At 33.3% G+C, this 14,393-nt stretch carries 10 protein-coding genes; 9 read left to right on the top strand and 1 reads right to left on the bottom strand.

What is annotated here, in order from left to right; all coding sequences use genetic code 11:
- Window positions 1–240: 240 nt before the first annotated feature.
- The 4 genes from UH1x_RS08745 (at window position 241) to UH1x_RS08730 (ending at window position 5,224) form a co-directional block, all read left to right on the top strand.
- Window positions 241–3,003, top strand: coding sequence for a M14 family metallopeptidase (locus tag UH1x_RS08745; protein WP_482626222.1), 2,763 nt, complete (start codon window positions 241–243; stop codon window positions 3,001–3,003).
- Between the two features lie 119 nt (window positions 3,004–3,122).
- Window positions 3,123–3,689: a PepSY domain-containing protein gene (locus tag UH1x_RS08740; RefSeq protein ID WP_482626221.1), complete on the top strand. Its 567-nt coding sequence runs from the start codon at window positions 3,123–3,125 to the stop codon at window positions 3,687–3,689.
- Window positions 3,690–3,744: 55 nt separating this feature from the next.
- Window positions 3,745–4,716, top strand: coding sequence for a 23S rRNA (adenine(1618)-N(6))-methyltransferase RlmF (gene rlmF, locus UH1x_RS08735; RefSeq protein WP_482626220.1), 972 nt, complete (start codon window positions 3,745–3,747; stop codon window positions 4,714–4,716).
- Window positions 4,717–4,828: 112 nt separating this feature from the next.
- Complete coding sequence (locus UH1x_RS08730; protein ID WP_405411595.1) at window positions 4,829–5,224, top strand: ACT domain-containing protein; 396 nt, start codon at window positions 4,829–4,831, stop codon at window positions 5,222–5,224.
- A 30-nt stretch (window positions 5,225–5,254) separates the two neighbouring features.
- On the opposite strand, the gene gltX is transcribed toward UH1x_RS08730, so the two are convergent.
- Window positions 5,255–6,763, bottom strand: coding sequence for a glutamate--tRNA ligase (gene gltX, locus UH1x_RS08725; protein WP_482626219.1), 1,509 nt, complete (start codon window positions 6,761–6,763; stop codon window positions 5,255–5,257).
- 191 nt (window positions 6,764–6,954) lie between these two features.
- On the opposite strand from gltX, the gene UH1x_RS08720 reads away from it, so the two are divergent.
- From UH1x_RS08720 to UH1x_RS08700, 5 genes are all read left to right on the top strand, one after another.
- Window positions 6,955–10,455 (top strand): hypothetical protein, encoded by a 3,501-nt coding sequence (locus tag UH1x_RS08720; protein WP_482626218.1) that lies wholly within the window; start codon window positions 6,955–6,957, stop codon window positions 10,453–10,455.
- Window positions 10,448–10,867, top strand: a complete 420-nt coding sequence (ybeY, locus tag UH1x_RS08715) for an rRNA maturation RNase YbeY (RefSeq protein ID WP_396632721.1) — start codon at window positions 10,448–10,450, stop codon at window positions 10,865–10,867. Before UH1x_RS08720 ends, ybeY begins: the two co-directional genes overlap by 8 nt.
- A gap of 4 nt (window positions 10,868–10,871) precedes the next feature.
- Window positions 10,872–12,740, top strand: coding sequence for a tRNA uridine-5-carboxymethylaminomethyl(34) synthesis enzyme MnmG (mnmG, locus tag UH1x_RS08710; protein ID WP_482626217.1), 1,869 nt, complete (start codon window positions 10,872–10,874; stop codon window positions 12,738–12,740).
- A 61-nt stretch (window positions 12,741–12,801) separates the two neighbouring features.
- Window positions 12,802–13,638 (top strand): class I SAM-dependent methyltransferase, encoded by an 837-nt coding sequence (locus UH1x_RS08705; protein ID WP_482626216.1) that lies wholly within the window; start codon window positions 12,802–12,804, stop codon window positions 13,636–13,638.
- A gap of 238 nt (window positions 13,639–13,876) precedes the next feature.
- Window positions 13,877–14,383, top strand: a complete 507-nt coding sequence (locus UH1x_RS08700; RefSeq protein ID WP_482626215.1) for an OmpH/Skp family outer membrane protein — start codon at window positions 13,877–13,879, stop codon at window positions 14,381–14,383.
- Window positions 14,384–14,393: the final 10 nt, after the last annotated feature.

Raw genomic sequence — 14,393 nt, 5'->3', positions numbered from 1 at the left:
GTTGTTTTTAATTCCTAAACACAAAGCTAACAACACTGTGTCTATTGTTTTAATGTTTTTAATAGATAATACCTATAGTGTAATATTATATGTCTAAACATTCGTCTCATATAATTATCAAACTGATTTCGTTTAACCTTTAAAATAATGAATATCATAAAGATAACAACTTATAACAGCTTTATAACAGCGCCTATATCATATTTAATAATTTAGTAAGACAAACTAACACTCAAACCAATGAACCTACTTCCGTTGAATGTGTATCCTATTAAAAAAATATGGGCTCCCTTTTATAGATACTTAACGTCATTAATATTAGTGTTTCCTTTTTTACAAACTATTAATGCGCAGAACATACCAAACCCAACGAATATCATAGGTTTTGAGATTGGGTCGGACTTTCACCTAGCTACTTACGAACAATCAATTACTTATTTTGAAAAATTAGCTTCGGCAAGTGATATGGTAGAGATGAAATCTGCAGGAAAAACCTCTGAAGGAAGAGAATGGCAATATGTAATGATATCAACTCCTGAAAATCTAGAGAAAATAGAGCACTACAAATCTATTTCACAACAATTAGCACATCCAGAAAATCTAACTAGAGAAATGGCTAAAGCACTAGCAAAAGAAGGAAAAGCCATTGTAGATATTAGTGGAGGTTTACATGCTTCTGAAGTAGCAGGAGCACAACACATAATCACCTTGGCATATGACCTTGTTAACAATGCCAAATCAGAAAAGTATAGCGCTATTTTTAAAGATGTAATCTTAATTCTTTGGCCATCATTAAATCCTGACGGGCAAGATATTATTGCAAACTGGTATTTAGGTAATGTTGGAACTCCTTATGAAGTAGCATCTACACCATGGTTATACCAAAAATATGTTGGTCATGATAATAATCGAGATGCATATATGTTAAATCAACTTGAATCTCGCGTAGTTGGTAGTATTTGGCGAGAGTGGGAACCAAGTATTATACATGTTCACCATCAATCTTCACCATTTCCTACTAGAATATGGCTTCCTCCTTTTGCCGAACCAGTTGCTCCCCAAACTCCGCCACTAATGGCAAGAGAAGTAAATATGATAGGCATGGCCATGGCACAAGAATTAGAAACCGAGGGTTTGCCAGGTGCAGTACATATGGGTAAGGGTTTTGATGCTTGGTACCCAGGTTATATTGACTATATGCCAATGATGCAGAACATACCTTCATTTTGGACAGAGACTTCTCTGTACAAATTTGCTACACCTCATTTTTATACCATTAAGGATTTTCCCAAAGAAAGAGCGGATTTACGAGTAGAATCCTTGTATTCTAGCCCATGGAAAGGTGGATGGTGGCGTTTAGGTGATGCTGTAAAATATATGGAAACAGCCTCAGTCGCGGTTTTGGATTATGCATCAAAATATAAAGAAACCTTACTTTTTAATAAGTATCAAGCAGGTATAAATACTATCAACAAGTATAAGCAAGAACCACCATATGCTTATTTTATAAAACAAAAACAACGAGACCCCGTTAGACCTGTAGAATTTCTTAAAAGATTAGCATTTAACGGCATTAAAATTTCGCAACTAGACACCGACATTTCTTTTGAAGGAAATGAATACCCTAAAGGCACATGGGTTATACCCATGGCACAGGAATTTGGTGAATTAGCTAGACAACTTATAGATATTCAAGAATATCCAGATATAAGAGAATCACCAGATGGACCATTGGAACAGCCATATGATGCAGCAGGGTGGACATTGCCATACCAAATGGAAGTAGAAGTTATTGCAGCGATGACTCCTTTATCACAATTGGTATATTCTGGCTTAAAGCCTGTTAAGGGAACTGCTTTAGTCGAAAATTACAATAACGATATTGATTTAAGTAAGGTAGACTTTATTGGTGGGGCAGGTTTTGATACAAATGAAATTGCAGCCGGTATTATTCCTTTACAAGGAACTTTAAAAGGTAGTGGATCTACCATGGTTCTCGATCCCAAAGAAAATAATTCATTCAGGGTTATTGGCGATGCTATGAGCAAAAATTTTCCGGTTAGTTACAACTCAAACCAACAAACTTATACCATTAGCAACATATCAAAATCACAAATGCAAAAATGGGTGAATGAATATGCTTTAAATGCGAAAGTAACTTCAAGTAAATCAAAAACAAAGGTAACATCTAGAATAGCGGTTTATGATCCATGGAAAGCAAGTATGGATATGGGTTGGACAAGATGGTTATTGGATAACTTTAAAATACCATATACCGTCATTAGAAATGCGGACGTTAACAATGGAAATTTAAATGAAAAATTCGATGTTATCTTACTAGCATCTGAAAAACCGGGTACTATAGAAAATGGTTTTCAAAAAGGCATGGCTCCACCACAATATGTTGGCGGCTTAAAAGGATTGGGTGTTAGAAATATCGAATCTTTTATTGGTTCTGGTGGTACATTGGTTTGTTTAAATAAAAGTACTGATTTCGCCATAAAAGAACTTCATTTACCCGTAGAGAACAATGTAGAAAAACTAAAGAAAAACCAGTTTTTTACAGGCGGCTCTATTTTAGAAGTGACAAATAATACATTACACCCAGTTATGGCTGGTATGCCAGAAAAATCAGGTGTTTTTGTTTTTGGAAGCCCCGTGTTTAAAACCCTAGAGGGTTTTAAGGGCGAAATTCTATCTAAATATCAAGAAAAAGGATCCCCATTATTATCCGGCTATTTAGTTGGTGAAAAATACATGAACAATAAAGCGGCAGCGGTTGATGTTCATTATAAAAAAGGGCATGTTGTTCTTTTTGGTTTTCAACCCCAATGGCGAGGGCAATCCATGGGTACTTATAGAGCCCTGTTCAATGCCTTACTTTATACAAATAACGTCGCAAAAAGTCATGAAGTTATACAAGAATGGTCTATTACAGATGAGGAAAAAAAAGTAGAAGAATTTGAAACAAGTCCTGAAAAAGAAAATCAGGATTTTAATTAACGAAACCAGGGATTATTAATGTTGTAGCGCCTTTAACTGTTAAACCTTTTATTTTAACAATTCCTTCTAATAACGGTTTTGTAAATCTGTCTATATTGCCCGTTAACCGACCCAAAACAATGCCAAAAATCACCAAAAGACAAAGACAAGCAAAATGGCTACGTATTTTTAGAAAAGTACATAGGGCCACTGGTGCGGCTTTGTTCATTTTCTTCTTTATTATCTCTATCACCGGACTTCTTTTAGGATGGAAAAAACACAGTGGGGGAGTAATTCTATCAAAATCGTATGAAGGCACTTCTACAGAATTAAAACATTGGTTACCTATTGATAGTTTACACACGCTCGCTAATACCTATCTTTTAGAAAACGTATCTAAAGAATTATCCACTAAAATTGATAGAATTGACATCAGAAAAGAAAAGGGAATGGTGAAATTCGTTTATGAAAATCATCTATGGGGACTGCAACTAGATGGGGCAACAGGCAAATTACTTCATATAGAACGTAGATATTCTGACCTCTTAGAACAAATACATGATGGTTCAATTTTAGATAATTATGTGGGCACTAGTGATAATCAAATAAAAGTCTTCTACACTACAATAATGGGGCTTGCACTTCTTCTTTTTACCATAACCGGTTTTTGGTTGTGGTATGGACCAAAACGTATGCGAAAAAAATAAAACAACAGCTTAAAAATTAAGGTTAGCTTTGGGGTCTTAATAAGGCTCAATAATTATGGCAGACCACAAGAAAAAAGAGGGTTTAGAAAAACCAACTTTACACCCAAGAAACAAACATACCGGTCGTTACGATCTGAAAGCTCTTAAATTGGTAAACACTGATTTAAAGCCGTTTGTAACCAAAAATAAGTACGGAAACTTTACAATAGACTTCTTTAACCCGGTTGCTGTAAAAGCCCTAAATAAAGCAATTTTAATTTCACAATACGGATTAGACTTCTGGGATATACCAGATGGTTTCTTGTGTCCTCCTATACCAGGAAGAGCAGATTATATTCACCACATTGCTGATATCTTGACAGCCAGTAACGATGGAAATTTGGTTAAGGGCGATAAAATTAAATGCCTAGATATTGGAGTAGGAGCAAATTGTGTATACCCAATAATTGGAAATAATACTTACCGTTGGTCTTTCATAGGATCTGATATAGACCCAAAGGCGATAGAAGCAGCACAAAAAATTGTGACGTCAAACCCTTCTCTTCATGGTAAAGTCGAATTTCGACTTCAATCCAAACCTGAACATATATTTTCTGGAATTTTAAATACCGATGAAAAAGTAGATTTAACTATCTGCAACCCACCATTTCATGCTACACAAGCGGAAGCGGAAGCCGGAACACTTAGAAAATTAAGTAACTTAAAGAAAAAAAGGGTCAAGAAACCCGAGCTAAATTTTAGCGGTCAAGGTGGAGAACTTTGGACAGATGGCGGAGAAAAACGATTTGTACTTAATATGATCAATGAAAGTGCGCAATATTCTAAAAATTGTGCCTGGTTTTCAACTTTGGTTTCAAAGCAATCTAACCTACGTGCGTTTTATGATAGATTAGAAAAAGTAGGAGTTGTGGAGCACAAAACTACACCAATGGGGCAGGGTAATAAACTAAGTAGAATAATTGCTTGGACATTTTTATCGGCCGCAGAAATGAAAACTTGGGCAGAAGATAGATGGATAAACGAATAGAATTTTGCCGCGGACCTTTTTTAATCATCAAAAGAAGTATTTTAAACGGTTCTCTTTGGTAAATTGACCCGAAGGGTCGAAATTTTTTTGAAAATTCAGCAAAAACGCTAAAATGGCAGGAGAAACCGATTTAAATATACTTTTAAGGACTTTAAAACCTAGTTTGAACAAAGGGAATTATGTTTTTATATCTGTAAAGGATATTCAGCATATTTCCAGGGACAATATTTTATTCGAGTTCAAAGAAAAAGAAGGTATAACTATCATCTTAGAACAAGCCAAAGCCGATGAATTAAATTTTAAATACGAATTTGTTGCATCTTGGATTACACTTACCGTTCATTCTGCATTAGATGCTGTTGGTTTAACAGCTGCAGTTTCAACAGCACTAACAAAACATAATATCAGTTGCAATGTTGTTGCGGCATATTATCACGACCATATTTTTGTATCAACCAAAGACACAAAAAAAGCAATGGAAGTTTTAAGTGAATTTTCAGGAAAATAAAGACTGCTTCATTTTCCTGAAAATTTTATTTTATCCCAATTTATTTAAAGCTGTTTCTATTCTAGAGATACTTTCCTCTTTACCAATCATGGCCATGATATCGAAAATATGTGGTCCTTTCATATCACCAACTAAGAATAGCCGTAAAGGTGGCATCACTTTTCCAAAAGACAATTCTTTCTGGCCAATCCATGCTTTTACTATGGTTTCGCTGTTTCCAGAAGAAAAATCTTCTATGGATTTTAATACAGAAATAAGATCGTTCATGATTAAAGCGGTATCTTCTTTCCATTGTTTTTTTGCAGCTTTCGCATTATACTCATTAGGCGCTACGAAGAAATAATCGCTCAAGTCCCAAAAATCTGAAACAAAAATTGCGCGCTCTTTTATTAGCGTAACCACTTTGGTAACATACTCTAAATCTAGTTTGTCACTATCAGAAATATGCTCTTTTACTGTTGGTAAGAATAACTTAGCCAACTCATTATCAGCAGTTTCTTGAAGATAATGCTGGTTGTACCATTTGGTTTTTTCTGGATCAAATCGAGCTCCAGATTTATTTACACGGTCTAGACTGAAGGTTTTTACCAATTCATCTAAAGAAAATAATTCTTGTTCCGTACCAGGGTTCCATCCTAATAATGCCAAGAAATTTATAACCGCCTCAGGAAAATATCCTGATTCTTTATACCCAATAGATTCATTCCAAGAAAGGGGAAAAACCGGAAAGCCCATTTTTTCGCCATCACGTTTACTCAACTTTCCTTTTCCTACAGGTTTCATAATCAAAGGTAAATGTGCAAATTCTGGAGCATCCCATCCAAAGGCGTCATACAGTTGTTTGTGTAATGCCATAGAAGGCAACCATTCTTCACCACGAATTACATGGCTTATTTCCATTAAATGATCATCAACAATATTTGCTAAATGGTATGTAGGCATACCGTCACTTTTAAACAATACCTTATCGTCTAAAACATTAGTGTCTATTTTTATGGACCCACGTATTAAATCTTGTAGAAGTAGCATTTCATCTGGCGGAGTCAAAAAACGAATTACATAATCATCACCATTATCTAACTTGGCTTTTACCTCTTCTGGCATTAATGAAAGTGAATTATCAAGCTTTAATCTATTGTGCCAATTATAAATAAACGTTTTGCCTTTTTTTTCATGCTCTTTTCTATGACCATCCAAACTTTCAGAAGTATCAAAAGCATAATATGCCTTACCTTTTTCAACTAACTCATCGGCATATTTTTTATACAATGATTTTCGCTCGCTCTGTCTATATGGACCAAAACCACCGTCTTTACCAATTCCTTCATCAAAAGGAATTCCGCACCAATTCAAAGAGTCAATAATATATTGCTCAGCACCTTCAACATATCTATTCTGGTCTGTATCTTCTATTCTTAGAATAAAATCACCGCCATGTTTTTTGGCAAATAAATAATTAAATAGGGCAGTACGAACACCACCAATATGCAATGGTCCAGTAGGACTAGGGGCAAAACGAACACGAACTTTTTTAGACATAGTATTTTTATAAGGCTACAAAGATACACATCCCTAACTTTTTACTTAATAATGCCAAATAGGAATTTTACAAAAAACAGCTACTTAGTTTCATGTAGTTCTGTAGTTATCAACAGGTCAGTGTTTTGATTTAACAAATATTTCCCAACAAACATAGGTGATAACCGTTATCTTGGTATAAAAAAGAACAATTGCAAGACTACCAGCACATATTACAGCGTTTAAATCAGTTTATTCAAAAACATTATTCTCAAGTTCTACTGAAAGGTATATTATTGTTTTTTGCCTTAGGATTATTGTTTTTCTTATTGATTTTAGGAGTAGAATATTTTCTATGGATGAACACCACCGGAAGAATGATACTTTTCGGAATTTTTATAGCGGTTGAGCTATTTCTACTTTTTAAATACATCTTAACCCCAATATTTTACTTATTTAAATTGAAACAGGGTATTGGTCCAAAAGATGCTGCTCAAATGATAGGAAAGCATTTTCCTGAAGTAGGAGATAAGCTTACTAACTTATTAGATTTAGCAAATGACCCACAACAATCTGAATTATTACTTGCCAGTATAAATCAAAGATCAAAACAATTAGATCCCATTCCATTTTCAAACGCAATAGATTTTAGAGATTCTTTAAAATATTTGAAATATGCTATAATTCCGATAGCCATAATAGCGCTGTTATTCATTTCCGGAAACTGGAATACTTTCTTTGGCAGTTACGAACGTGTTGTCAACTATGAAATGGCTTATGAAAAACCAGCACCGTTCCATTTTGAAGTATTATCAAATAATTTAAAAGCCTTACAAGATGAAACTTTTACAATACAGGTTGTTACTAGAGGGGAAGTAAAACCAGAGAACGTATTTATAGAAATAGATGGCAAACAGATGCTTTTACAAAAAAACAATGGTTTTTATGAATATGTTTTCACCCCACCAATATCCACAACGAACTTCAAATTCAAAGCAAATGAAGTAAGTTCTAGAGATTATACCTTAACAGCTTTAGAGACACCTTCTATCTTAGATTTCACCATGAATCTTACATATCCAACGTACCTGAACAAACCAAATGAAACTATTAAAAGTACGGGAAACGCAGTAATACCAGAAGGAACCAAAATACAGTGGAAGATAAATGGAGAAAATACCGATAAGATTAATCTTTCTACAAAAGATACGGTAATACCATTAAATAAAGAAAAAAATACGTTTCAATTAGAAAAACGAATCTATAATGATTTGAATTATATACTTACAACTACCAACAAAAACGTTCAAGATTACGAACGATTAACCTATAATTTTAAAGTAATAAAAGATGCATACCCTTCAATAAAAGTTAATCAGGTTCTAGATAGTTTAAATCCTAATATTTCCTACTACACTGGTAATGCAAGTGATGATTATGGATTACGCAAAATAGATGTAGTCTATTTTGAAGTAGGTGAAGAGGAAAATAAGAATACGGTTAACCTATTAAAAACTACTTCTAATTACGAACAATTCTATTACACTTTCCCATCTGGTTTAGAGCTAGAAACTGGCAAAAATTATGGCTTTTATTTTGAGGTTACGGATAACGATGCCATACATAATGGCAAGACGATAAATAGTCAAATATACCAGCAGGTATTACTAGATGAAAATCAATTAAAAAACAAAGATTTAGAGTCCCAACAATCTCTCATAAAAGACCTTGATAAATCATTACAAAAATCTAAAGAACAGAAGGAATCCTTAGAAGAGATTAATCAAAATCAGAAAGAAAAAAACAGTCTAAATTTTAATGATAAGAATCAGATAAAAGACTATCTAAAAAAACAAGAACAGCAAGAACAGCTGATGCAAAAATTCAGCAAAGAATTAAAAGAAAATCTGAGTAAAGAAAATAAAGATGACAAATTAAACCAATTGTTACAAGAGCGCTTAGAACGCCAAGAAGAACAAGCTAAGAAAAACCAGCAACTCCTTGAAGAACTTAATAAAGTAGCTGATAAAATAAAGAAAGAAGACCTTACCAAAAAACTTGAAGAACTAGGTAAAAAACAACAAAACAGTCAACGTAGCCTTGAACAGTTATTAGAATTAACCAAACGTTATTATGTAACTGAAAAGGCATCTCAAATTGCACGCGATTTAGAAGAATTAGCTAAAAAACAAGAAGAGCTTTCTCAACAAAATGAAGAAAATAATACCGCTGAAAAACAGAAAGAATTAAATAAAAAATTCGATGAGATTTCATCTGAAATGGATGACCTTAAAAAAGATAATGAAAAGCTCAAAAAACCGATTGATATAAATATTGAAAAAAGTAAAAAAGACGGCATAAAAGAAGACCAAAAAAATGCATTGGAACAACTAGAAAAAGATGCAACCAACGACAAGAATAAACCAAACAGTTCCGGTGCAAATAAGAAGCAAAAATCTGCTGCAGAAAAGATGAAAGAAATGGGTGAACAACTTAGCGAATCATCTTCAAGCGAAGGCGGTGGTTCATCTGTAACTGAAGATGCGGAAATGCTGAGACAAATTCTTGATAACCTGATCATATTTTCATTCAAACAAGAAATCCTATATGATCGATTATCAGCTAGAGAAGACCAAGATGCAACCCAGTATTCTGAAACCGTGCGTGATCAAAATGAATTGAAGGGTTTATTTGAACATGTAGATGATAGTCTTTTTGCATTATCACTTAGACAGGCTGAGCTTTCAGAATTTGTAAATGAACAAATTACCGAAGTGTATTACAACATTGATAAATCTTTAGAAACTATGGCAGATGGTCAAATGTTTCAAGGTATTTCTCATCAAAAATATGTTTTAACTGCAGCAAATAGTCTTGCAGATTTTCTCGCCGAAGTAATGGATAATATGAATTCAAGTATGCAAATGGGAAAAGGTTCTGGAGAAAGTGAAGGTGGTTTTCAATTGCCGGATATCATCAAAGGTCAACAAGAATTAGGTGAAAAAATGGGACAACAAGGTCAGTCTGGGAGTGAAGGAAAAGAAGGTAAAAGTGGAGAAGGAAAACAGGGTGAAAATGGAAAAAGTGGTGAAGGTGGAAAACAAGGCGAACGTGGTAAACAGGGGGCTAATGGAAAAGAGGGAGAGAATGGAAATAACGGTGAAAATGGGAAAAATGGAGATGGAAAAAATGGAGAAAATGGAGAAAATGGACAGGGTGGAGAAAACGGGCAAGGAAATAATGGCTCTAACGGTACAAATGGGCAAGGGCAAGGGCAAGAGTCAATGAGTGAAAGTGAGCTAAAAGAAATTTATGAAATCTATCAAAATCAGCAAAAATTAAGACAGGAATTAGAAAAACAACTTGAAAACATGATTAATTCCGGTGACCAAAAACTAGGTCAAAAATTAATTAAACAGATGGAAGATTTTGAGAACGATCTTTTAGAAAATGGAATAACACAACGTACCATCAACAAAGCCAATACTATACAGTATGAATTGTTGAAATTGGAAAACGCAGCTCTTAAGCAAGGAGAGAAATCTGAGCGAGAAAGTAATAGAAATACCAAAGACTTCACAAATCCTATTACTACTAAACCCTCATTATTAGATAATTATCGTAATGAAGTTGAAATTTTAAATAGGCAAAGCTTACCTTTGCGGCAAAATTTTCAATCAAAGGTTAAAGAGTACTTCAAAGCAAATGATTAATTACAATTACCTAACTGATTTTAAACTTGTAGCAGAAAATAACTTCGATTCATGGATTACTGAATCTTGTAATACCGAAGGGTTTTCTATAATTGAACTCAACTACATTTTCTGTAGTGATGACTACTTGCTTAAAATAAATCAAGATTATTTACAACACGATTATCTAACAGACATTATCACTTTTGATTATGTGTCAGGAAAAAATGTATCGGGCGACCTTTATATTTCAATTGACCGCGTAAAAGAAAACGCAGAAGAGTTTAATGTTTCATTTGATAATGAGTTAAAACGCGTAATGATTCATGGGGTTTTACATCTTATGGGTTATTCGGATAAATCGGATACAGCTACTGCCGAAATGCGCGCTAAAGAAGAAGAAAAAATAAAGCTGTTCCACGTGGAACAATAAAGATATGTTTGGAGAAGAATATGATGTAATTGTAGTTGGCGGAGGACACGCCGGTGCAGAAGCGGCAGCAGCAGCTGCAAACTTGGGTTCAAAAACCTTATTAGTAACCATGAATTTGCAAAATATAGGGCAGATGTCTTGTAACCCAGCAATGGGTGGAATTGCAAAAGGACAAATTGTTAGAGAGATAGATGCTCTTGGTGGATACAGTGGAATTGTATCTGACAAATCTGCTATTCAATTTAAAATGTTGAATAAATCTAAAGGACCTGCAATGTGGAGCCCAAGAACACAAAACGACAGAATGCGTTTTGCAGAGGAGTGGCGTTTAATGTTAGAACGTACCCCTAATGTAGATTTTTATCAAGAAATGGTCTCAGGATTGTTAGTAGAAAATCATAAAATAGTTGGAGTAGAAACCTCTTTAGGAATTAATATAAAATCTAAAGCAGTAGTATTGACCAACGGAACCTTCTTAAATGGATTGATACATATTGGTGAAAAACAATTTGGTGGAGGTAGAGCAGGAGAAAAAGCGGCAACCGGAATTACAGAACAATTAGTAGAATTAGGTTTTGAAAGTGGGAGGATGAAAACCGGAACTCCTCCAAGAGTTGACGGAAGATCTTTAGACTATTCTAAAATGATCATACAACCTGGTGATGCGATTCCTGAAAAATTTTCTTATACAAATACAAAACCTTTAGAACATCAACGCGATTGTTACATGACACATACTAGTGCTTTAGTACATGATTTGTTACGCGAAGGTTTTGATAGATCACCAATGTTCAACGGTAGAATAAAAAGTTTAGGTCCTAGATACTGTCCATCTATTGAAGATAAAATAAACAGGTTTGCAGATAAAGACAGTCACCAAATGTTTATTGAACCAGAAGGATGGGAAACTGTAGAAGTATATGTAAACGGATTTTCAACTTCATTACCAGAAGATGTTCAGTTCAAAGCATTACGTTCTGTTGTAGGATTTGAAAAAGTAAAATTCTTTAGACCGGGTTATGCAATAGAGTACGACTACTTTCCGCCCACACAACTAAAGCATACATTAGAAACTAAGCTAGTTGAAAATTTATATTTCGCTGGACAAATAAATGGAACAACCGGCTATGAAGAAGCCGCATCTCAAGGTTTAATGGCTGGTATAAATGCACACCTAAAAATAAAAGAAGAAAATCCGTTAATTCTAAAAAGAGACGAAGCATACATTGGTGTTTTAATAGATGACCTAATTACAAAAGGTACAGAAGAACCATACCGTATGTTTACTTCTCGTGCAGAATATAGAACCTTACTTAGACAAGATAATGCTGATTTAAGATTAACACCATTGAGCCATGCTATAGGTTTTGCAACTGATTCTAGAATGAAAAGAATGGAGAAAAAATTAGAACAGTCTGAAGCTCTTGTTAACTTCTTTAGAGAAACAAGTGTATTACCAAAAGACATTAATCCAATTTTTGAAAGTGTTGAGTCTTCTTTAGTAAAACAATCAGACAAAATGTATAAAGCATTTTCAAGACCTAATGTTACCATGGATCATATGTTACAATTAGAATCAGTTTCAAATTTTGTAAAAGAAAACAATTTTGATAGTGAAATTCTTGAACAAGCAGAAGTACAAATTAAATACTCTGGGTACATAGCCAAAGAAAAATTAAACGCTGATAAACTTCATAGATTAGAAGCAGTAAAGATTCCAGAAAATTTTGATTATTCTAAACTGAAATCACTTTCTTTTGAAGCAAGAGAAAAAATGACAAAAATTCAACCCGTTACTATTTCTCAAGCATCAAGAATTAGTGGAGTTACACCGAGTGACATCAGTGTACTTTTAGTTTATCTTGGAAGGTAGGGCAAATTGTTCCACGTGGAACAATGAAAAATTACTATACATTAAAACACCTACTAACATCATGCAAGAAATAATTTCAAACCTACAAACCAGGGATTTTCTAGTAACGCAGGAAAATTTTGAATTAGTCTATGACTCAAAAACAGACATGCTAGTTACTAAACCTGTTCCTAAAGATTTATCCAAATACTATGACCCTAATAACTACATTTCACATTCAGATGATAGTAATAGTTTGTTAGAAAAAATTTACCAGCTAGTAAAAAAATATACCTTAAATAAAAAAATTCAACTCATAAACCACTATTCTAATCAAGAAAAAAAACTTCTAGATATTGGTTGTGGTACGGGTGAATTTCTAATACATGCTAAAAATAAAAATTGGAAAACAGTAGGAGTAGAGCTAAATGATCAAGCAAGACAAAAGGCATCAAATAAAAAAATAGATACTTTCAAAAGCTTAGATAATTTAAACAATCAAAAATTTGATGTTATAACCTTATGGCATGTTCTAGAACATCTGCCAAATTTAGAAGATCAAATTCTAAAAATAAAATCTCTTCTAGAAAAAAATGGAACTTTAATAATAGCCGTACCAAACTATAAATCTTACGATGCAAAATACTATAAACAATATTGGGCAGCATATGATACTCCCAGACATTTATGGCATTTCTCCCAAAAAGCAATTAAAACAATATTTGCTGAAGAGAACTTGATAGTTAAAGATACATTACCAATGTACTTTGATTCATATTATGTTTCTCTATTATCTGAAAAATATAAAAATGGTTCGTCCAATTATATAAAAGCATTTTATCGTGGTTTGGTATCAAATTTAAAGGCAAAATCTACAACTGAGTATTCCTCGCTTATATATGTGCTTAAAAAAGAGTAAATACCTATTTAGAGCTGTTTTAAGAACATATATACCATAAACCGTATATAATACTATAAAATTTAAATAAACGTCTTAAATACCCTTTAAAATACCTATTAATAATAAGTAAAATCAATGAAATATTATTTTAATATAACTAAATCTTATTTTAAGCCAAATCTAAGTATTTATCTTAAATTTTAAATATTTTCATTCTAAAAGCTTTATTACTTTTGCACCACATAAAAATGAAAAAATGAAAAACCTAATTTTAATTTTCGCTATCGCATTATTAGCATCTTGCCAACAAGAAAAAATTGGATACGTAGATAACGTAAAATTGATGGATGAGTATCAACAAAAAATTGATGTTGAATCTAAATTTAAAGTAAAGGCAGATGCCTTAGCTAAAACTAGAGATAGTATAACTCAAGCTTTTCAAATTGAAGCTCAAGCTTTTCAAACCAAAGCTCAAAAAATGTCTCAATCAAAAGCTCAAGAAGAATATGCAGCAATGCAACAAAGAGGTCAGATTATAGGTCAACAACTTCAACAACAAGACCAACAATTACAAATGGAAGGTCAAACAGAAATGGATAGTATTGTTTCTAAAGTAAAAGAAGAAATAAAAGCTTATGGTGAAGCCAAAGGTTACTCTTACATTTTAGGTGGAGGTGATGGTGGTAGCGTTCTTTATGGTAAAGAAGCTAATGATCTTACTGATGAAATAGTAAAACTACTAAACGATAAGTACAAGAAATAAATTCAAAATT

The organism is Maribacter sp. UH1, assembly GCF_056839145.1.
The sequence above is the reverse complement of the archived record's forward strand: the minus strand, read 5'-3'. Positions and strand labels throughout refer to the sequence as shown.